The organism is Leucobacter sp. NPDC077196 (assembly GCF_040687075.1).
Lineage (GTDB): Bacteria > Actinomycetota > Actinomycetes > Actinomycetales > Microbacteriaceae > Leucobacter.
Map to the genome: position 1 here is coordinate 97,088 of NZ_JBFBML010000001.1, position 19,755 is coordinate 116,842.

16 protein-coding genes are annotated in these 19,755 nt (G+C 66.8%); 14 read left to right on the forward strand and 2 right to left on the reverse strand.

From position 1 onward, the window contains the following. The first annotated feature begins 113 nt into the window (after window positions 1–113). The 6 genes from yiaA (at window position 114) to infB (ending at window position 9,604) form a co-directional block, all read left to right on the forward strand. Window positions 114–593, forward strand: coding sequence for an inner membrane protein YiaA (gene yiaA, locus AB0O71_RS00395; protein WP_363740621.1), 480 nt, complete (start codon window positions 114–116; stop codon window positions 591–593). 104 nt (window positions 594–697) lie between these two features. Further along, window positions 698–838, forward strand: coding sequence for a hypothetical protein (locus tag AB0O71_RS00400; protein ID WP_363740623.1), 141 nt, complete (start codon window positions 698–700; stop codon window positions 836–838). Continuing rightward, window positions 838–5,313, forward strand: coding sequence for an FtsK/SpoIIIE domain-containing protein (locus AB0O71_RS00405; RefSeq protein ID WP_363742107.1), 4,476 nt, complete (start codon window positions 838–840; stop codon window positions 5,311–5,313). The genes AB0O71_RS00400 and AB0O71_RS00405 overlap by 1 nt, the downstream gene beginning before the upstream one ends. A gap of 87 nt (window positions 5,314–5,400) precedes the next feature. Then, complete coding sequence (nusA, locus tag AB0O71_RS00410) at window positions 5,401–6,396, forward strand: transcription termination factor NusA (protein WP_363740625.1); 996 nt, start codon at window positions 5,401–5,403, stop codon at window positions 6,394–6,396. Window positions 6,397–6,493: 97 nt separating this feature from the next. Next, a complete protein-coding gene (locus AB0O71_RS00415) occupies window positions 6,494–6,751 on the forward strand; it encodes a YlxR family protein (protein ID WP_363740627.1) in 258 nt (85 codons plus the stop codon). 75 nt (window positions 6,752–6,826) lie between these two features. Continuing rightward, on the forward strand, window positions 6,827–9,604 hold the full coding sequence (infB, locus tag AB0O71_RS00420) for a translation initiation factor IF-2 (RefSeq protein WP_363740629.1): 2,778 nt from the start codon (window positions 6,827–6,829) through the stop codon (window positions 9,602–9,604). Window positions 9,605–9,833: 229 nt separating this feature from the next. Here infB and AB0O71_RS00425 read toward each other — a convergent pair whose 3' ends face one another. Then, entirely contained in the window at window positions 9,834–10,691 is an 858-nt protein-coding gene (locus AB0O71_RS00425) for a DUF805 domain-containing protein (protein ID WP_363740631.1), read from the reverse strand. Between the two features lie 101 nt (window positions 10,692–10,792). Between AB0O71_RS00425 and rbfA the strand changes: the two genes are divergently transcribed. Beyond that, on the forward strand, window positions 10,793–11,227 hold the full coding sequence (gene rbfA / locus AB0O71_RS00430; RefSeq protein ID WP_363740634.1) for a 30S ribosome-binding factor RbfA: 435 nt from the start codon (window positions 10,793–10,795) through the stop codon (window positions 11,225–11,227). A 12-nt stretch (window positions 11,228–11,239) separates the two neighbouring features. Here rbfA and AB0O71_RS00435 read toward each other — a convergent pair whose 3' ends face one another. Beyond that, window positions 11,240–12,139, reverse strand: a complete 900-nt coding sequence (locus tag AB0O71_RS00435) for an A/G-specific adenine glycosylase (RefSeq protein ID WP_363740637.1) — start codon at window positions 12,137–12,139, stop codon at window positions 11,240–11,242. A gap of 71 nt (window positions 12,140–12,210) precedes the next feature. Between AB0O71_RS00435 and truB the strand changes: the two genes are divergently transcribed. From truB to mtrA, 7 genes are all read left to right on the forward strand, one after another. Beyond that, on the forward strand, window positions 12,211–13,164 hold the full coding sequence (gene truB / locus AB0O71_RS00440) for a tRNA pseudouridine(55) synthase TruB (protein ID WP_363740639.1): 954 nt from the start codon (window positions 12,211–12,213) through the stop codon (window positions 13,162–13,164). Further along, a complete protein-coding gene (locus AB0O71_RS00445) occupies window positions 13,161–13,517 on the forward strand; it encodes a hypothetical protein (protein ID WP_363740641.1) in 357 nt (118 codons plus the stop codon). Before truB ends, AB0O71_RS00445 begins: the two co-directional genes overlap by 4 nt. A gap of 164 nt (window positions 13,518–13,681) precedes the next feature. After that, window positions 13,682–13,996 carry a WhiB family transcriptional regulator gene (locus tag AB0O71_RS00450; protein ID WP_363740644.1) on the forward strand — a complete coding sequence of 105 codons (315 nt, stop codon included), beginning with the start codon at window positions 13,682–13,684 and terminating at the stop codon, window positions 13,994–13,996. A 58-nt stretch (window positions 13,997–14,054) separates the two neighbouring features. Further along, complete coding sequence (locus AB0O71_RS00455) at window positions 14,055–17,087, forward strand: glycosyltransferase (protein ID WP_363740648.1); 3,033 nt, start codon at window positions 14,055–14,057, stop codon at window positions 17,085–17,087. Next, the gene (locus AB0O71_RS00460) at window positions 17,084–18,487 is read left to right on the forward strand and encodes a DUF5719 family protein (RefSeq protein ID WP_363740651.1); all 1,404 of its coding nucleotides are present in this window, start codon (window positions 17,084–17,086) and stop codon (window positions 18,485–18,487) included. The genes AB0O71_RS00455 and AB0O71_RS00460 overlap by 4 nt, the downstream gene beginning before the upstream one ends. Window positions 18,488–18,505: 18 nt before the next feature. Continuing rightward, entirely contained in the window at window positions 18,506–18,961 is a 456-nt protein-coding gene (locus AB0O71_RS00465; RefSeq protein WP_363740654.1) for a metallopeptidase family protein, read from the forward strand. Between the two features lie 104 nt (window positions 18,962–19,065). After that, the gene (mtrA, locus tag AB0O71_RS00470) at window positions 19,066–19,749 is read left to right on the forward strand and encodes an MtrAB system response regulator MtrA (RefSeq protein WP_363740657.1); all 684 of its coding nucleotides are present in this window, start codon (window positions 19,066–19,068) and stop codon (window positions 19,747–19,749) included. The last annotated feature ends 6 nt before the right edge of the window (window positions 19,750–19,755 follow it).

Here is a 19,755-nt window from a genome sequence, read left to right on the forward strand (position 1 = left end):
CCGAAGAACTCGAGCGCCGAAGCGATGGCGCCGAGGAATGACCTCGCGAACTCGACGACGCCGCACGGCTTCCAGAGCAATACGCGATTCGCCTTCGAAATGGAGCAATGACCATGAATGACACCCCAGAATCACCCCAGAAACCGACCCCAGCCTTCATCGGCGCGTCATGGTGCGCCCTCCTCATAGGAATGTTGACCTACCTAATCGGCCTCTTCAATGCCGGCATGGAGCTCAATGAGAAGGGCTACTACTTCACCGTCCTGATGTTCGGGCTCTTCGCAGCCGTGTCGCTGCAGAAAACCGTTCGCGACCGGGCAGAGAAGCTGCCGGTCACGAATTTGTACTTCGGCATCGCGTGGTGTGCAGTCGGGCTTGCTCTAGGGCTCCTCGCAATCGGACTCTGGAACGCGGGGAGCATGACTCTCAGTGAGAAAGGCTTCTACGGCATCGGCTTCGCCATGAGTCTGTTCGCCTCCGTCGCGGTGCAGAAGAACGTGCGCGACCTCGCACGCTTCCAAGGAGTGGTACCGGAAGACGAGGTGGGCGACGGGGAACCAGACACCCCGTTGTACCGGTTCCAGAACCCGTAGCCGCCATGAGCTCGGCCATCCCGAACCGGCTGTTGAACACGTGAAGCTGAAGCTGACGCTCGCCGTCCCGAACCGGGGCCTCCACGATATGACTCTGTCGTGTGATGTCACGGCAACCGTCGGCGATGTCGCCCGAGCTCTTCTCAGAGCAGGCGTCTCCGGTGATCCGCGCCTCGCGGATGCTGCGCATCACCGACTCGTTCCACTCACGTTGCGCGGCCGAGCCGGAGCATCCGGCCCCGTGATGCTCCTCGACCCGATGTCGGCACTCGGCTCCTCGGGGGTGCAATCGGGGTGGATCGTTGAAGCTGTTCCCGAGTTTGGCAACCGCAGCGCTGAGACACGGGTCATCGAGGTCGCCGGATACGTCGAAGTGCTATCGGGAGCGCACGCCGGAGCGACCTACAGCCTCATCGCTGGCACGAACACTATCGGCCGCGATCGCAGCTGCCGGGTACACCTCAGTGATCCAAGCGTCTCGAGGCGGCACGCCGAAATCGAGGTCACTCCGGGGCGATCCATGAGCATGGTCATACGGGATCTCGGTTCCGCGAACGGTGTGGTGCTCGGTGATCCCGAAGGGAGCCAGATTACGGAGCATCGTGTCGAGCATCCCATCGAGCTCGCCCTCGGCGAAGTGGTGCTCAGGGTATCGCCGGGCCCACCCGTGCATGAGGCCCCGCACCTTTCTCATCGCGTGATGCATACGCGGGCGCCGCGAGTGGCACCCGTTTTCCCGAATTCACACCGCGAGCTCCCCGCACCTCCTCGAGCAGCGGAAACGAGTCGGATCCCGATGCTCGCGATGCTGGCACCCATGATGATGGGCGGTGCCATGTATCTGGTGACGCAGTCGCCGATGAGCCTCATGATGGTCGCGTTCTCACCGCTCATGATGGTCGGGTCGTGGCTCGACAATCGCGTGGGAAGCACACGCAAGCGCAAACGTGAGATTGCGAAATTCGAGGAGGCGCTCGCCGCCGACCGCGCCGAACTCGCCGATCTGAGACGGCGCGAAATCGAAGCACGCTCGGGCGAAACTCCGTCGATCGAGCAGATCGCCGAAGCAGTGTTGCGCCGTTCGGGCTTACTGTGGACACGCCGGCCCGAGCATCGGGCGTTTCTCGAAGTCCGTTTCGGCGATGGTGTGCTGCCCAGCCGCACTGAGATCAAGATGCCCTCGCGCGGCGAAACCGACCGGAGCCAATGGGAAGCGCTGCAGCGAATCGAACAGGAGTTCGCCGAAGTCTCACCCGTCCCGTTACTCGAACGCTTTCAACGGTGCGGCTCGATCGGGGTTGTCGGCGAACCGATCTGGGCGGAGGGAATGGCCCGATCGTTGATCATGCAGGTCGTCGGCCTGCACTCGCCCGCCGAGGTGGTGCTTTCGTGCTTCGCATCCACGCGGTACACGGCGGAATGGGAATGGATGAAATGGCTCCCTCATATCGATACCGTCAACAGTCCGATTCCTTCGTGGCAGCTCGCAGACGACCCCGTCAGCTCGCTACGTCTCATCACCGCACTCGAAGGACTGCTCGAAGACAGACAGGCCGCGGCTCGCAGACGCACCGTGCGATCGCATCTTGACGGCGAGACGCGCAACGACGATGAATCGGGCGCAGCGATCGACGATCTGCCCACCATCCCAGCGGTCGTGGTGCTCGTGCTCGACCATGGCCTCGTCGACCCCTCGCGCATCATCGCGCTCGCGGAGGACGGGCCTGATCACGGCATTCATCTCATCTGGCTGGCGCACTCAGCGGACGAACTCCCCGCCGCGTGCCGCACCTTCGTCGAGCTCAGCACCGCAGAGGGTCGCGTCAACTTCGTGCGTTCGGGCACCCAGGTGCACCTGCAGCGCCTCGAACCAGTGGAATCCGTGCAAGCTCTTCACCTCGCGAGACGCCTCGCACCGATCGAGGACACGAGTGCGCGCACTCTCGACGAAAGCGATCTCCCCAACGCCGTGCACCTGCGAGACCTGCATGAGACCGACTTTCTCGGCGGGGCCAGCCCGGTGGTACGCGCTTGGGAGCAGTCGGGCAGCCTGACGGCGAGCTGGCGCACGGGCGAGGAACGCGATCCTCTGACGCTCTCCGCCGTCGTCGGCCAGAGCCCCGACGGCCTCGCTGCGATTGATCTGCGAACGCACGGACCGCACGCGCTTGTGGGCGGAACCACAGGAGCGGGCAAGTCCGAGTTCCTGCAGAGCTGGATCATGAGCATGGCCGCGACAATCAGCCCGGATCGACTCACCTTTCTACTCATCGACTACAAGGGCGGTGCCGCCTTCGCGGAGTGCGTCGACCTCCCGCACACGGTCGGTCTCGTCACCGATCTCAGCCCGCACCTGGTGCGACGAGCACTCGCGTCGCTCAGAGCCGAACTGCACCACCGTGAGGAGCTCCTCGCCGCGCACGGTGCGAAAGACCTCATCACCATGGAACGGCGATCGGACCCGGCAGCCCCGCCCGTACTCGTCATCGTCATCGATGAGTTTGCAGCGCTCGCTGCAGAAGTACCCGAATTCGTCGAGGGAGTCGTCGATGTCGCCCAGCGCGGCCGTTCCCTCGGATTGCACCTCATCATGGCGACGCAGCGCCCGGCCGGGGTGATCACCGACAACCTGCGGGCGAACACCAATCTGCGCGTGGCGCTTCGCATGGCCGATGAATCGGACAGCAACGACGTGCTCGGTGTGGCCGACGCCGCTTTCTTCGCACCTGAGACTCCGGGGCGAGGCGCCTTCAAAGTTGGTCCCGGGCGTATCTCCCACTTTCAGACCGGATATCTCGGAGGGCGTGCTTCCGGCGCAGAGTCAGGATCGCTCATCGAGGTGCGGCCCCTCGGATTTACCGAGGGCAACCCTTGGAACATCCCTCCCGAGCCGCGACCAGAGCAGCGTCGACGGGTGCAACCGCCGCGCGACATCGAGCAGCTGCGCGATGCCATTGCGGCTGCGGCGAACGCTCTCGGCATCGCCGCACCGCGGCGCCCCTGGCTCGACGCACTCCCCGAATCGCTCGCACTCGAAACGGTCAAACAACAAGCGGCGACGCAGCTCCACGATATCGACGACGCAGCGGTGATCGGCTTGCGCGACGAGCCGTCGGAGCAAGCGCAGCGCCCAGTCGTCATCGACCTCGAAGAGGCGGGAAGCGTCGCATTCATCGGCGCGAGCGGCACCGGAAAAACCAGCGCTCTGATCACGCTCGCTGCTTCCCTCAGCGCGAATGCCGTCGGGTTCCCAGCGCAGCTGTACGCGATCGACGCCGCCGGGGGAGCGCTCGAAGCGCTCGACGTCCTGCCGACGGTCGGCGCTGTAGCGTCGCTTGCCGACACCGAGCTCACCGCACGCGTGCTGCGTCACCTGTTAGGGGTGATCGATCAACGCGGCTCTCGCTACGCCGCGGCCCGAGCATCGGGGCTGAGGGCCTTCAGGCGCACTCCGGGCGGGCGCGATGCATCTCGTATCGTGCTCCTGATCGACGGTTTCCCCGCATTCCGGCAGGCGACTGAGACCCTCAGCGGAACCGGCTCCCCGATGCAGATGCTGAGCGAGATCATGTCGGCGGGGCGTTCGGTCGGCGTGCACGTCGTGTTGACCAGCGACCGGCCGGGTGCAATCCCGCCAGCAATGTCGTCTGCCGTGCAGCAGCAGTTCGTGTTCCGCCTTGCCGGCATGCACGATTATCAGCAGCTCGGAGTGGGCGCCGACGCGCTTGAACACGCCCCCGCTGGTCGAGCAGTGATCGCACGCAGCGACGAGGAGATCCAGGTCGCTCGGCTCGGGGATGGAGACGGTTTGGGTGCGCAGATGCAAGGTCTCGAACGCCTCGCAAAGCAACTTCGCGGCACTGGTGTGGCCGACGTGGAGCGGATCCGCAACGCGCCGACGCATATTGCACTCTCGGACCTGGTGAACGACGCCGATGGGCGACCCGTCTACGGCATCAACACTGACGATTTTGCACCGCTCGGCCTGCCGCTCGCCGGTCTCGGCGTCATCGCCGGCCCGCCGGGCTCCGGTCTGTCGACGGCGGCGCTCAGCTGCGCCCAAGGTCTTCAGCGCTGGGCCATCGCGCATGGGCAGAGTGCCGAACGAGTGCTCTTGACGTTCGCGCCGGACGGCCTGCGAACCCGAAGTGCATGGGATCAGATCGGGTTCGGTGAAGATGAGGTGAAGGATCGAGCCCGCGCGCTGACTGTGGCTCTCGGCGGGCGGCCCGCCGCTCGACGAGCCACGCCGAGCGGAATCGGTGCCGGAACTATCGGTGCCGGAACTATCGGTGGCTCGCTCGGTAGTGCGCCCGGTGCTCCGCCCGGCGGGGCGCATGGCGGAGCATCTGAGGCGCCCGTTCCCGCCTTTCCGCCTTCGGGAAAGCGGGGGATCGTGGTGATCGAGCGGCCGGCTGATGCGGAAGGCGCCGAAGCGCTGCCCGAACTGATCGCCCTCGCCAAAGCGGCGCGCCGTTCCGAAGTGCTCGTGCTCTTCGAATTCGAGCAGGGAAGCGGAAACGGTATTTGGGACTTGTTCAGCGCGCTCAAGCAGCCGAACTGGGGGCTCGCGCTCCAGCCAGACAGCTCCGAGGGGCAATCGCCGTTTCGGGAATCGATGGGTCGTGTGAAACGTGCGGATTTTCCGGTCGGCCGAGGCCTCGCGATTGAATCGGGGCGCGTGCGCCCGGTACACGTGGCGCTGCCCGAGGAGCCCTGAAGTCTTGAGTTCGTGCGTTACCCTAGTGTTCGCCCGCTCGCGCGGGCCATATCTGAATAGACATCTCAATACCCCAGGAGGCCACTCGTGAAGATCGAACTCGCCACGCTGCGTCAGCTCGAGCGTGAGAAGGAGATTCCCTTCGACGAACTGATCGAGATCATCGAGCAGGCGATCCAGTCGGCCTACCTGCGCCACGCCGAGAACCAGAAGCTTCCGGTTCCTCGCGAGAGTGACGTTCGCGTGACCCTCGACCGCAAGACCGGCGAGATCTCGGTGCTCATTCCCGAACTCGACGACGACGATCAGGTCATCGGTGAAGCCTATGTCACCACCGACGAATTCGGCCGTGTCGCATCGAGCGCCGCCAAGCAGGTCATCAACCAGCGCCTCCGCGATCTCACCGATGATGCGGTGCTCGGCACGTTCAAAGACAAAGAAGGCCAGATCGTCTCGGGTGTGGTGCAGCAGGGGCCGAACCCGCGCATGGTGCACATCGACCTGGGTGAACTCGAGGCGATCCTCCCTCCAGAAGAGCAGATTCCGGGCGAGAGCTACGCGCACGGCACGCGACTGCGGGTGTACGTCACCAGCGTGTCCAAGGGCACGAAGGGCCCCCAGGTCATCGTCTCCCGCACCCATCCCGGCCTCGTGCGCAAGCTCTTCGAACGGGAGGTGCCCGAGCTCGCCGAGGGTCTCGTCGAGATCGTGTCGCTGGCCCGCGAAGCCGGCCATCGCACCAAGGTCGCCGTGCGCGCCAAGCAGGCCGGCATTAATGCCAAGGGCACGTGCATCGGCGAGCTCGGCAGCCGAGTGCGCGCCGTCATGAGCGAGCTCGGCGAGGAGAAGATCGACATCGTCGACTACTCGCCCGCGCTGCCGGCGTTCGTCGCCAACGCGCTGTCGCCGGCGAAGGTGACCGACGTCTTCATGCTGAACGAATCGCTCAAGCAGGTGCGCGCGCTCGTTCCCGATTTCCAGCTCTCGCTCGCGATCGGCAAAGAAGGCCAGAACGCGCGCCTCGCCGCGAAGCTGACGGGCGCGAAGATCGACATCCAGCCGGATTCGATCATGAACGACTGACGCTGGATGTCGATCTCGAACGACTGAGGCTCCCAGATGCGGCCCTGCCTGTGAGCGGGGCCACATCTGGGAGAGCAGAAAGCAGGAAGCTGGTAAGATGGTTCCGGTTCGGACCTGTGTTGCGTGTCGCAAGCGCGCTCCGCGCACAGAATTGCTGCGGGTGGTGGCGCATGAAGGTCGACTTCTGGTCGATGATCGTGCGGTGCTTCCGGGGCGAGGAGCTTGGGTTCATCCCGAGTATTCATGTCTAGACCGTGCAGTGGCGCGAGGAACCCTCCTCCGTGCATTGCGATTGTCGGGGAAGCCCGACGTAAGTCCCTTAGAGAACAGGCTGAAAACACTCATGGACAACTAATGAGCGGCTCACGATGAAGCCCGTCGGCTAATTTATGGTTCTCGCCTGTCTGGCGTGAACCCAGACAGGAGAAAAGTGGCAAACCCACGCGTACACGAGATCGCTGCGGAGATCGGTGTCGATAGCAAGGTCGTTCTGGCCAAGCTCAAAGATATGGGCGAGTTCGTCAAGGCGTCCTCGTCAAGCATCGCGCCCCCGGTGGCGCGAAAGGTCAAGGCTGCCCTCGAGGCAGACGGCGTGACCAAAGCCCAAGGCGAACGCGATGCGGCTGCGAAGCCCGCCGCCAAGAAGTCTGCCGGCGCCCCCAAGCCGGGCCCGAAGCCCGCTCCCAAGCCGGAGACCCCTGCGCCCGCGGAGACGGCTCCGGCGCAGCCTGCGGCAGAACCTACGTCCCCCGCTGCGGAAGCGCTGGCCGAGATGAAGCCCGGCGGGCAGAAGCCGAGTGCGGCGAGGTCGGCTGATGCAAAGTCGGCTGAAGCGAAGCCTGCTGATACGAAGCCAGGTGCGGCCAAGCCCGCTTCCGGCACGAAGCCGGGTGGTCCCAAGCCGGGTGGCCCGCGTCCGGGCAATAACCCGTTCGCGTCCAGCCAGGGCATGGGCATTCCCCGTCCCCCGCGCCCGGGCAACAACCCGTTCGCTCCGAACCAGGGCATGGGTCGTCCCGGTGCCGGCGGCGGTGCCGGTCGCCCCAACCCCGGCAATATCCCGCGGCCCGCTCCTCGCCCTCAGGGCGGCGGCGCAGGCGGCCCCGGCGGTCGCGCAGGCGGCCCCGGTCGTCCAGGTGGGGGTCGTCCCGGTGGCGGCGGTGGCGGTTTCAACCGTCCCGGCGGCGGCGGTGGCGCTCCCGGTGCAGGCGGCTTCGGTGCGCCGCGCCCGGCCGGTGGATTTGCAGGTCGTGGCCGCGGCGGTCGCGGTGCGGGCACCGCTGGTGCGTTCGGCCGTGGCGGCTCCAAGAGCAAGGCGCGCAAGTCGAAGCGGGCGAAGCGGCAAGAGTTCGAGATGCGGGAGGCCCCGTCGCTCGGCGGTGTGAGCGTTCCCCGCGGCAACGGCAATACGCCGGTTCGTCTGCGGCGCGGCGCATCGCTCTCGGATTTCGCCGACAAGATCGATACGAACGCCTCGAACCTCATCACTGTGCTCTTCCACCTGGGAGAGATGGCGACCGCGACCGAGTCGCTCGATGAGGCGACCTTCCAGATCCTCGGCGACGAACTGGGCTACAAGATTCAGGTCGTCTCTCCCGAGGACGAGGATCGCGAGCTCCTCGAAGGCTTCGACATCGATATCGATGCCGAGCTTGAAGACGAGGGCGATGACGTGCTGCAGGCCCGTCCGCCGGTGGTCACCGTCATGGGTCACGTCGATCACGGTAAGACCCGACTGCTCGACGCGATCCGCAAGGCGGACGTGGGTGGCGGCGAGGCCGGTGGCATCACGCAGCACATCGGTGCCTACCAGGTGCACACCGAGCACGACGGCATCGAGCGCGCGCTGACCTTCATCGATACTCCGGGCCACGAGGCGTTCACCGCCATGCGTGCCCGTGGTGCGCAGGTCACCGACATCGCGATCCTCGTGGTCGCGGCTGACGACGGCATCATGCCCCAAACGATCGAAGCGTTGAACCACGCACAGTCGGCCAACGTGCCGATCGTGGTCGCGGTCAACAAGATCGACAAGGAAGGCGCGAACCCGGAGAAGGTGCGTCAGCAGCTCACCGAGTTCGGTCTGCTCTCCGAGGAGTGGGGCGGCGACGTCATGTTCGTCGACGTGTCGGCGAAGAACAACGTCGGCATCAACGACCTGCTCGACGCGGTGCTGCTCACGGCTGACGCAGGTCTCGATCTGCGTGCGAATCCGAACAAGGACGCACGCGGTGTCGCGATCGAGGCCAAGCTCGACAAGGGCCGCGGATCCGTCGCTACCGTGCTCATCCAGTCGGGTACGCTGCGCGTCGGCGACGCGATCGTTGCCGGTACTGCCTACGGTCGTGTGCGTGCGATGAGCGACGAGAACGGTGATCCCGTGCTCGAAGCCGTTCCCTCGCGTCCGGTGCAGGTGCAGGGTCTCTCGAGCGTTCCGCGCGCGGGCGACAACTTCATCGTCACCTCCGAGGATCGCACCGCCCGTCAGATCGCTGAGAAGCGCGAGGCTGCAGAGCGCAACGCGATGCTCGCGAAGGCGCGCAAGCGTATCAGCCTCGAAGAGTTCACGAAGGCGCTGGAAGATGGCAAGGTCGAGTCGCTCAACCTCATCATCAAGGGCGACGTGTCGGGTGCCGTCGAGGCGCTCGAGGAATCGCTCATGAAGATCGAGGTCGACGATTCGGTCCAGCTTCGCATTCTGCACCGCGGCGTCGGCGCGATCACGGAGTCGGACGTGGATCTCGCCACGATCGACAACGCGATCGTCATCGGCTTCAATGTGCGTCCCGATGTCAAGGCTCGCGAGCGCGCAGCGCGCGAGGGCATCGACATCCGGTTCTACAACGTCATCTACAACGCGCTCGATGACATCGAGAACTCGCTCACGGGCATGCTCAAGCCGGAGTACGAAGAGGTCCGTTCGGGTGTCGCCGAGATCCGCGAGGTGTTCCGCTCCTCGAAGGTCGGCAACATCGCCGGTGTCATCGTGCGCAGCGGCACCATCACGCGCAACGCGAAGGCTCGCGTCATCCGCGAGGGCGTCGTCATCGCCGATGGCCTGGCCATCGAGTCGCTGCGTCGCTTCAAGGATGACGTCACCGAGGTGAAGACGGACTACGAGGCCGGTATCGGTCTCGGCAAGTTCAACGACATCCAGATCGGTGACGAGATCGAGACGACCGAGATGGTGGAGAAGCCGCGCGGCTAACACGCGGTGCTCCTCTGACAGGGGCGGGGAGGATCAGCTTCGGTTGATCCGCCCCGCCCCTGTTGCGTGCGCGGGAGCCCACGCCGTCAGGCGCCTGCCGGTCCGCGCAGTGCAGATGATCCGCGTCCGTGCGGACCTGCTGCGGTCCCCGGGCCTCGGGGGAGCGCGGGTACGAAGAAGGCCCGCGCCGCCGAAGCGAGCGCGGGCCTACAGAACGACCGAGAGCTGGTTACACGCGATCGAAGCGTCGACCGAGCGGAGTCGGCGGGAGGACCATGAAGACGAGTACGATGAGGCCGCCGACGTAGGGGATGAAGCTGAGGAAGTAGAAGGGGCCGGCGAAGTTCGCGTCGTGGAATCGGCGCCAGGAGATGGCAATGCTCGGTACGAGCAGGGCGAGCCCGATCACGAAGAGCAGGCCGATTCCGACGAACAGGAGCGTGAGTCCGAGACCCGCGGTGGGGGCGGCCGCCGCCGATCCGTACCCATCGCCGAAGCCGTCGCTGTAGGCGGACGAACTCGCGCTGGCTCCAGCCAGCATCACGACGCCGATGATGTAGAGCACCAGTGGAACCAGTGACACCAGGAAGCCGAACAGCACGGTCCACCAGTATTCGCTGCGCGAAGCGCGCCCGCTGAAGCCGGCGTAGTTCTTGAGGAATCGGCGGACTGCCTGGCCGAACGTTGCGCCATAGAGCGGTCGGCTCAGATCTTCAGGGTCGATCGCGCCATTGAACGGTTCGCCCGGACCGGGGACGCCGGTCGCGCCTGCTGCGTACGCGGGAGCCGAGGCATAGTGGGGCTGCGGCTGGTTCGGATAGAGCGAGGCTGCTGGCGGTGCGTAGGGCGGCTGAGGCTGCTGCGGCTGCTGATACTGCGGCTGCCCGTACTGCTGCTGCCCAGTCAAGTCCGGCTGAGGCGGCTGAGGTGGCTGAGGCGGCTGCGACTGCGCCGGCTGCTGGTACTGCGGCGGCGCGTAGTTCGGGGGCGTCGTCTGCCCATCGGGCGGCGTGGATCCGGGAACGGGCTGGTCGGAATTCTGGTTCTCGGGTTCTTCGGGGTTCTCGGGGGTGGGCGGGTACGTCATAGAGACGCCTCCTCAACTGTTCGTCGCGTAGGTCTGGCTGCATCCATCGTAGGGCCATGCGCGCGGAGCGTCTGGGAGGAATCCAGCGGTAGTCTGAGTCCATGAGCAATCCACGGGCGGGAAAAGTCGCCGAGCGCATCCAGCAGATCATCGCGCGGCGCCTCGAGAAGGGGCTGCGCGATCCGCGACTCGGCTTCGTCACGATCACCGATGTGCGTGTTACGGGCGACTTGCAGCAGGCGAGCGTTTTTTACACGGTCTACGGTGACGAGCAGGAGCAGGCCGATACGGCCGCAGCTCTGAAGGCTGCCACGGGCATGCTGCGCACCGAGGTGGGCAAGCAGCTCGGCACTCGGTTGACGCCGGTGCTCGAGTTCATTCACGACGAGCTGCCCGAGAGTGCGCAGCACCTGAACGAGCTGCTCGCAGAGGCGAAACGACGCGATGACGAAGCGGCGGCGCTGGCCGCCGGCGCCAAGTACGCAGGCGAAGAAGACCCGTACGTCAAGCCGCGAGACGACGACGACGACCGTTAGCTCGGCTTCCGCTCACGGCAGCCGCACCTGCCCGTCGAGTTCGACCACGAGGCCATCGACGATCAGCGAATCGACTGCCCGCTGCGGCTGTTCCGGATCGCGAACGCCCCCGACGGCCGCTGCTTCGAGCGCGGTGGCGATTTTCACAGCGCCGGTCGAGCGTCGCAGGAGCGCCATGACGCGGCCTCGCACCTGGCGGTCGCTCCCGGCGAACTTGGCTTGCCTCGGGCGCTTCTCGGGCGCATTGTCGGGGTAACCGGCACCCCGCCATTCGCACCAGGCGGCCACGGGGCACACGTCGCAGCGCGGAGCCCGCGCCGTGCATACCGTCGCTCCGAGCTCCATCGCAGCGGCGTTGAAGACTGCCGCGGCGCGCGGCGACTCGGGCAGCAGAGCCTCCATGTTGGTCAGGTCGACCGGCGCGGGCATTCCCGCAGCCGCACGTCCGTGCACGAGCCGGGCGATCACTCGACGGGTGTTCGTGTCGACGACGGGGTGGCGTTCCCCGTACGCGAAGGCTGCCACCGCGCGGGCGGTGTACGGGCCGATGCCGGTGAGGGCGAGCAGTTCGTCGACGCCCGAGGGTACAGCATTGCCGTGCCGCTCCGCGATCTCCACGGCGGCGCGGTGCAACCAGAGGGCCCGCCGAGGATACCCGAGCCGATCCCACGCGCGCACCGCCTCTCCCGGTTCGTCGGCGGCGAGCGCGGAGGGCGTCGGCCAGCGCTCCATCCACGCAACCCATCGGGGAAGCACGCGTTCCACCTGCGTCTGTTGCAGCATGAATTCGGAGACGAGGATCGCCCAAGGCGTGACGTCGGGAGCGCGCCAGGGCAGTTCTCGCGCCGCGCTCCCGAACCATTCATTCAGTGCCACCGCGATGGCGGTGGTCGCCTCATCCGTCGGTTTCATCGGGTCCAGTGTATGGCTCGGCGGAGGCGACCACGGCGGAAGCCCCCTGCCGCCGCCGGTAGGCTGATCGGGTGACGAATGACCCAGCCATTCTGCCCGCGCAGGGCGCCATTCTGCTCGTAGACAAGGCCGAGGGCTGGACGAGCCACGACGTCGTCGCGAAGTCGCGTCGCGCGCTCGGCACTCGCAAGGTCGGGCACGCCGGCACGCTCGATCCGATGGCCACGGGACTGCTGGTACTGGGTGCAGGACCATCGACGCGCTTGCTGACCCATCTCGTGGGGCTTGATAAGACGTACCTCACGACGATCCGCCTCGGCTCGGCGACGGTGACCGATGACCGCGAGGGGGAGCGGATCAGCACTGCGGAGGTCGATGCGGTGCGCCGGGCGACTCCGGAGCGCATCTCGGCTACCGCCGCCGACCTGACCGGAGACATCGAACAGGCGCCGAGCGCGGTGAGCGCGATCAAGGTTGACGGGCAGCGGGCGTACGATCGGGTGCGCGCCGGCGAGGCGGTCGAATTGCCGAAGCGGCCGGTCACGGTGCACGCATTCGAACTGGGCGAGCCGCGATACGGGCTCGACGACACGGGCGCTCCGGTCATCGACATCGACGCGACCGTACGGTGCTCGACAGGCACGTACATCCGAGCATTAGCGAGGGATCTCGGGAACGCTCTGGGTGTCGGGGGTCACCTGACGATGCTGCGTCGCACGCGGGTTGGTCCGTTCGATGTCGTCGACGCCGTCGATACGGAGGCACTCGCGCAGGGCGGTGCCCTTCCGCTGCTCGCCCCGACGGCCGTAGCCACGCGGCTCTTCCCGCGGCTGGACCTGAGCGCGGAGCAGGCCGTGGACCTCGGCAATGGCAAAAAGCTGGAGGTGGACTCGGCCGTCACGCCCGACGGCCCGCTGGTGGCTGCCGTGGGGCCTGACGAACGCCTCGTGGGTCTCGTGCAGGTGAAGCACGGCCGAGTGCGCGCCGTCACCAACTTCCCCGTGACGGCGGGCGGCGATTCATGATCACGTGGTACGGCGTCGCCGTGATCGTGGTGGCGCTCTCCGGTGCCGTGCTCTGCCTCGTCGAAGCACTCCGCAAGCGCTCGCCGAACGATTTCACGATGGGTGCGACGCTCCTCGTCGCGCTGGGCCTGATCGCGCAGATCGTGGTCTCGATCGCCGCCCCGTTCGCCGGAAACGCGCCGGTCGGTGATCCGGTCGAATTCTGGATGTATCTCATCGTCGCGCTGCTGCTCGCACTGGGCGCCGGTTTCTGGGCGCTCGTCGACCGCACTCGCTGGGCCAACCTGGTGCTCGCCGTCGTGCACCTTTCTGTGGCGGTCATGACCTATCGAATGATGGTCATCTGGGGATGACCGCCGCGACGACGTTGTGCGCAAATGCGACACGCTGATCCTCCTCCACCCTCAATGCGTTGTTGAGGGTTTAGAATCCCCAGCTTGACTTGAGCGAATCACACCGGTGTAATTATGTGAGCGCGGTTGCGAACACGGGCCGCGAAAGTCGAGGAAGGGACGGGATGTTGAGCGATACTTCGCACACGCCGGTACCTGGCAACTGGTTCGTTGATCCGGTCTTCCTCGGCACTCCCGGGATTCGGCGCGACGACGAAGAAGGGCTTTCGTGGCAGACGGACGCCCTCTGCGCGCAGACCGATCCGGAGGCGTTCTTCCCTGAGAAGGGCGGATCGACGCGTGAAGCCAAGCGCATCTGCGACGGCTGCGAAGTTCGCTCCGAGTGCCTCGAATATGCCCTGGAGAACGACGAGCGCTTCGGGATCTGGGGCGGTCTCTCCGAGCGCGAGCGCCGCAAGCTGCGTCGAGAAGCGATCTGATCAGCTCACGGCATGGCTCAGGGTTGCGGCTGACGAGCGCACCTAGACTTGCCGAGTGATGCGCACCCGAGTAACCGCCATCCTGGTCGCCCAGCAGGGCGGCGATTGGCTCGATCAGACCATAGCCGGAATCGCCGGTCAAACGCTTGCGCCCGCGCACATCATCGCGGTCAATAACGGCGGATCGGATCACGTTCGAGAACAGCTGCTCAGCAGTGGTGCCGAGCGCGTCGTCGGTCTGCCGTCACGGGTGTCCTTCGGTCAGGCCATCGCGCGCGCCATCGAGGCCATGGATCCCGTCACGGTCGGCGTCGACGCGGGTTCTCGTGCGGATGCCCCGATCACGCGGCAGGGCGAAGGCCAGCCGACTCTGCTGGCGGGCTCCCAGCCCGATGAGTGGATCTGGCTGCTCAGCGAGGACTCGTGCCCAGAGCCCGCGGCCCTCGAGCGCATTGTCAGCAGCGTGCAGCGCTCTCCCTCGGTCGTCGTAGCCGGGCCGAAACTCGTCGATTGGGACCACCCGGACCGCATCATCGAATTGGGCCAGAGCCTGACCCGCCATGGATCGCGCTGGACGCTGCGGCGTCAAGAGCTGGACCAGCAGCAGTACGACCATATGCAAGACGTACTGGGCGTCGGGCCGGTCGGCATGCTCGTGCGCCGCGACGTCTGGGAACAGCTCGGCGGCTTCGACCCGGCCCTTCCCGTGTACGACGACGGACTCGACTTCTGCGTGCGCGCCCGGCTCGCCGGTCACCGCGTAGAGGTCGCACCGGCGTCGCGTGTTCGCTTCGCCCAGAGCGGCGTCGCGGGCCCGCGCATCGATCGCCGCCGCTCCGTGCTGCGACAGGCGCACCGCCAAGCGCGCACCTCGCACCTGCACCGTCGCATTGCCTACGCGCCTGCCCTCATCGCATTCTTCGCGTGGTTGACCCTGCCCATCTACGCGGTGCTGCGCGTGCTGTGGGCGCTGATCCGGGAGCAGCCGGGCTACATGATCGGCGAGTTCGTCGCCACCTTCGCGGTCTTCTTCCGCCCGCATGCGATCATCGCCTCACGGCGCCGGATCCGGGCGCACTCCTCAGCCGGATGGTCCGCGGTGCGGCAATTGCGGATCGATCCGAAGAGCGTGCGTACCGCGCGCATGATCGACCGTGAAGCGATCCTCGCCTCCTCCGGCAGGCAGCGCCGGGAGATGCACTTCATCTCGATGGGCGGGCTCGCGGTGCTCTCCGCCGCCGCGGTCGCTGCGATCGCGGTCACCTGGTGGGCGTTCCCGCAGACCGGCCTCTTCGGGGGCGGGCTCGCGCCGCTGAGTCCGCTCGACCAACTCTGGGCGAATACTCGGCCGGTCGATGGGATACCAGCAGACCCCTTCACCTGGGTGCTCGCCCTCATCGGCTCCTTGACATTCTGGAACCCGTCGCACGCGGTCGTGCTGCTGATGATCGTTTCGATCCCGCTCACCGCGCTCGGGGCGTGGATCTGGGCTGCGCAGCTTACCGAATCGAAGGCCGGGCGAGCGCTGCTCAGCCTCGGGTTCGCGCTGAGCCCCGTGCTGCTCGGGTCGCTCGAGGCCGGTCGATTGCAGACGCTCGTGCTCGCGGTCGTGCTGCCGTGGCTGCTGCTCGCCGCTTCCCGCTGCCGGGAGTCGTGGAGTTGGGCCGGTACCGCGTCACTGCTCGCTGCCGCTGCACTCGCCGCGGCGCCGATCCTCATTCCCGCGGCGATCATCATGCTCATCCTGGGACTCTTCACGACGTTGCGGGGCGCGGCGCGCGTGCTCACCACCGCGCTCGTTCCCGCAATTCTCTTCGCGCCGAAGATCTTCACCAGTCTGGTCTCCGGCCGTCCGCTCGATATTCTGCTCGATCCCGGGATCAACTCGCCGTTCCAGCCGGGAACGGCGTGGCATCTCATGATCGGCTACCCCGAGTTCGGGCTTGAGGGCTGGGCCGGCATTCTCGACGCGATTGGCTTGGGAGGACCACCGGCAACCCTGCTCATCGGCGTGCTGATGCTGCCGGTCGCGCTGCTCGCACTCTTGGGGCTGTTCACGGGGCGGGTCGCGGTCACGCTGCTCCACTCGGCGCTCGGCGCGCTCGGTCTCGCGACGGCCGTGGCCGCGGGCCAGCTGCAGCTCACCGCTTCGGGAGCTTCGAGTATCGCCGTATGGACGGGATCGGGCCTGGCCCTCTACTGGATCGCGCTGCTCGGGCTGGCAGCGGTCGGTGCGAGCGCTCTGCGGCGAGGTGCAGCACCCGTCGTCGCCGTCGCCCTCGCCGCGGCGATCGTTGCTGTGATGCCTGTGTCGTCGCAGCTCGTGCTCAACCAGGTGCCGTTCGCGTCGGCGACGAATCAGATGCCCGCGCTCGTGCAAGCGGCCGGCGAGACGGATCCCGGCGTGCGCACCCTCGTGATCACCGCCGAGGGCGATCATGCGGTGCAGGCGGAGCTCGTGACCGGGAGCGGTCTGCGGCTCGATGAGATTCGCACCGCGCTCACGACCCCGGTCGAACGGGCTGCGGATCGGCAGGTCGCCGAACTCGTTGCGGGTCTCGCCAGCGTCGGTGGTGCAGATGTGACCGACGCGCTGAGGGCGGCCGGCGTCGGCTTCGTCTTGCTGCCCTCGGGCGGCGACGATGTCGAGCGCTCGGAGCTGCAGCGGGTCTTCGACCAGCACCAGGCGCTCGCCAGCGCCGGGCTCACAGATCAGGGCCTGCTCTGGCGCGTGCAGCAGACGCAGGATCAGGACGCAGAGGTCGGCGACTCGGCGACGCGCCTGGGCGGCACCTCGCTCAGCGGCACCACGATCTGGGCGGTGCAGCTCGCTGTGCTCTTCGGCGTGCTGCTGCTCGCGCTGCCCACCGCAGAGGTGACCTGGCGCCCGGAAAAGCGGAAACGCCCCTCGAGACGCAAGAGTCGCGCCGAGCGTGGACGGGTCGTGCCCGTGCAGACGAGCGCTGAAGCTGCGCCGGAAGCGCCGGAAGCACCAGCGGCGCCAGAAGCTCCGGCGACACCGGAAGCACCGGAAGTGCCAGAAGCACCCGGGCAGACTGCGGACGACGAGACGAATGGAGAGCGACGATGACCGATCGGTCTCGACTCCTGCGCGGCGGAGCCCGCGCGGTCACCGGGCTCCTGGTGGTCGCCGCGGCTACCGCGGGCGTCGTGCTCGTCGGCAACGTTCAGCTGCCGACCGTGGCGCGCGCGCCCCTCGCCTTGACCGTCGACACGACGCAAGACACGACGCGCACGCTGGTCTGCGCGGGGTCGTTCTCCGAGCTCGGCGCTGACCCCGCACGGCCCGGAGTCGCGATCCCCGTCGGCGAAGCCACCACCGCCACGTCGGGTGCTGCCACGAGTGACGCGACCCTCGCGCGCGGTGAGGGAGCCGGTCTGCCCGCCGTGGTATTCGCCCCGATGTCGGATCCGCTCGCTGCTGCGCAGTTCCAGTCGATCGACACGGAGAATCTCCGAGGGTCGGCCGCGAGCAGCTGCGCGGAGCCGCGGAACGAGCAGTGGCTCATCGGGGGGGCCTCATCGCTGGGCTACTCGACGACGCTCAGTCTCGGCAATCCGGGCACGGTGCCCGCGACGGCCTCGATCACGGTCTACGACGAGAACGGCGAGGTCGACGCGGTGCAGACAGCCGGAGTGCGCGTCGCCCCGGGAACGCAGCAGACCGTGTCGCTCAACGGGTACGCCCCCGATCGCGAGCGCCTCGCAGTGCTGGTCGAGAGCACGGGCGCGCCGGTGACGGCCCACCTCGGCGTGGCGCAGAGCTCGGGAATCACCCCGTTCGGCCTCTCGGGGGTCACGCCGCAGACCGAACCGTCGACGTCACTCGTGATCCCTGCCATCGAGAACGCCGACGGAGACGACCGCGGCCCCAACGACTCGGGCGAGGGCGACGCGTTTCCCATGATCATTCGCGCGCTCGCTCCGGGTGAAGCCGGCGAGTTCGCCGGTACGGCCGTCGTGCGCGCGGTCGACAAGAATGGGAAGAGCACCGAGGTGGGCGAGATCGAACTGGTGCCGAACGCGATCGGAGAGTTGAGCGTCACGACGCTGCCGGAGGGCGCCAACGCACTGATCGTCGATGCGGACGTGCCGATGATCGCGGGCGCTGCCGGTGTTGCCGACGACACGAACGAGCACGATTTCGAATGGTTCTCGCCTGCTCCGGTCATCGCTGCCGATACCGAGGTCGCCGCACCCGTGATGCGGGGCGGGCGCCTCGTGATCGTGAATCCGTCGGATGCGGATGCCGAGATCACCATCTCGCGCGCTTCGGGCACCGGCAGAGACACGTCGGCGACCGTCGGGCCGGGTGCAGCTACGGTCGTCTCAGCTCCGGCCGACGCGATCATCACCAGCTCCGAACCCGTGTACGCGGGTGTCAGGTTCGTTTCGGAGACGGCGCTCGCCGGGTATCCGATCCTCGCACCCGATCCCCGGGACGGCACGCTGACGGTCTACCCGCGCTAGGCGACGTAGACTGAGCGCATGTTCGGTCGTCGTCGTGTTCCGTCTCGGGACGCTCCCGCAGCTCCCTCTCGAGCCCGCGCTTCACGGCACGGGCGACGCCCGATCCGTTCCTCCCTCGCCGGTCCGACGCTTCCCGATCCCGAAAGCCGGTTCCGCCGATTCGAAGCCGATGCGCGCGCTGCCGTCGAGGTCGTGCAGGGCTATCTGCCGCATGAACTGCAGGGTGTGCGGTTCGGTTTTCAGACCGCCCCAACGAGCGACGGGGAGAGCCAGCTCCCGCTGCTCTACATGATCGACCGGCCGTCGAAGAGCATCGTGCTGTACCGAATGCCGATCCAGCGCGCGAAGACGCTGCACGTCGACGACGCCGAGCATCGGCGGGCTTTTCTCGAGTACTGCGTCTACCGTGCGGTCTGCGAGTATCTCGGATCCGACCCGTGGGATCTGATTCCGGGTCGTTTCGAGCACTACTGACCCGCTCAGGTCGCACCGTCGGCAGAGCGACGCTGAAGTTCGCCACGGCCTGCCGCGAATCGATGCTCCGCGGATCCTGATGCTTTGCAGACATAATGGAAGCCATGAGCGCGCGCATCTTGGTGGTAGACGACGACAGGGCTCTGGCGGAAATGCTGGGGATGGTGCTGCAGGGCGAAGGCTTTGCGACGGAGCACTCCGCCGATGGTGCCGATGCGGTCGAGAAGTTCCGCGAGATGCGCCCCGATCTCGTGCTGCTCGACGTCATGCTGCCCGGACTCGACGGCATCGAGGTCGCCGAGAAGATTCGGGCCGAGTCGGGTACACCGATCATCATGCTCACCGCTCGTACCGACACCCGTGACGTCGTGCGCGGTCTCGAGGCGGGCGCGGACGACTACGTCGTCAAGCCGTTCAATCCTGCCGAGCTCGTCGCCCGCATCCGCGCGCGCCTGCGCGAGCCGCAGCAGGAGAGCACCGAGTCGCTGCGCATCGGCGATCTCACCATCGACGTCTCCGCGCACGAGGTGCGCCGCGGCTCGCACTCCATCCCGCTGACGCCGCTCGAATTCGATCTCCTCGCGATCCTGGCGCGCAAGCCGCAGCAGGTCTTCACCCGCGAAGTGCTGCTCGAAAAAGTCTGGGGCTATCAGTACAAGGCCGACACCCGTCTGGTGAACGTGCACGTGCAGCGCCTGCGCGCGAAGATCGAGCAGGATCCCGATCACCCGACCATCGTCACGACCGTGCGGGGCGTCGGGTACCGGGCCGGCACGCCCGTCGAGTAGGCGAGC

Bases quoted from the DNA above. Each gene is read 5' to 3' on its own strand.
- yiaA (WP_363740621.1), top strand. From the start codon at position 114: ATGAATGACACCCCAGAATCACCCCAGAAACCGACCCCAGCCTTCATC.
- AB0O71_RS00400 (WP_363740623.1), top strand. From the start codon at position 698: ATGTCACGGCAACCGTCGGCGATGTCGCCCGAGCTCTTCTCAGAGCAG.
- AB0O71_RS00405 (WP_363742107.1), top strand. From the start codon at position 838: ATGCTCCTCGACCCGATGTCGGCACTCGGCTCCTCGGGGGTGCAATCG.
- AB0O71_RS00415 (WP_363740627.1), top strand. From the start codon at position 6,494: ATGGTTCCGGTTCGGACCTGTGTTGCGTGTCGCAAGCGCGCTCCGCGC.
- AB0O71_RS00425 (WP_363740631.1), bottom strand. From the start codon at position 10,691: ATGACGTACCCGCCCACCCCCGAGAACCCCGAAGAACCCGAGAACCAG.
- rbfA (WP_363740634.1), top strand. From the start codon at position 10,793: ATGAGCAATCCACGGGCGGGAAAAGTCGCCGAGCGCATCCAGCAGATC.
- AB0O71_RS00435 (WP_363740637.1), bottom strand. From the start codon at position 12,139: ATGAAACCGACGGATGAGGCGACCACCGCCATCGCGGTGGCACTGAAT.
- AB0O71_RS00445 (WP_363740641.1), top strand. From the start codon at position 13,161: ATGATCACGTGGTACGGCGTCGCCGTGATCGTGGTGGCGCTCTCCGGT.
- AB0O71_RS00450 (WP_363740644.1), top strand. From the start codon at position 13,682: ATGTTGAGCGATACTTCGCACACGCCGGTACCTGGCAACTGGTTCGTT.
- AB0O71_RS00455 (WP_363740648.1), top strand. From the start codon at position 14,055: ATGCGCACCCGAGTAACCGCCATCCTGGTCGCCCAGCAGGGCGGCGAT.
- AB0O71_RS00460 (WP_363740651.1), top strand. From the start codon at position 17,084: ATGACCGATCGGTCTCGACTCCTGCGCGGCGGAGCCCGCGCGGTCACC.
- AB0O71_RS00465 (WP_363740654.1), top strand. From the start codon at position 18,506: ATGTTCGGTCGTCGTCGTGTTCCGTCTCGGGACGCTCCCGCAGCTCCC.
- mtrA (WP_363740657.1), top strand. From the start codon at position 19,066: ATGAGCGCGCGCATCTTGGTGGTAGACGACGACAGGGCTCTGGCGGAA.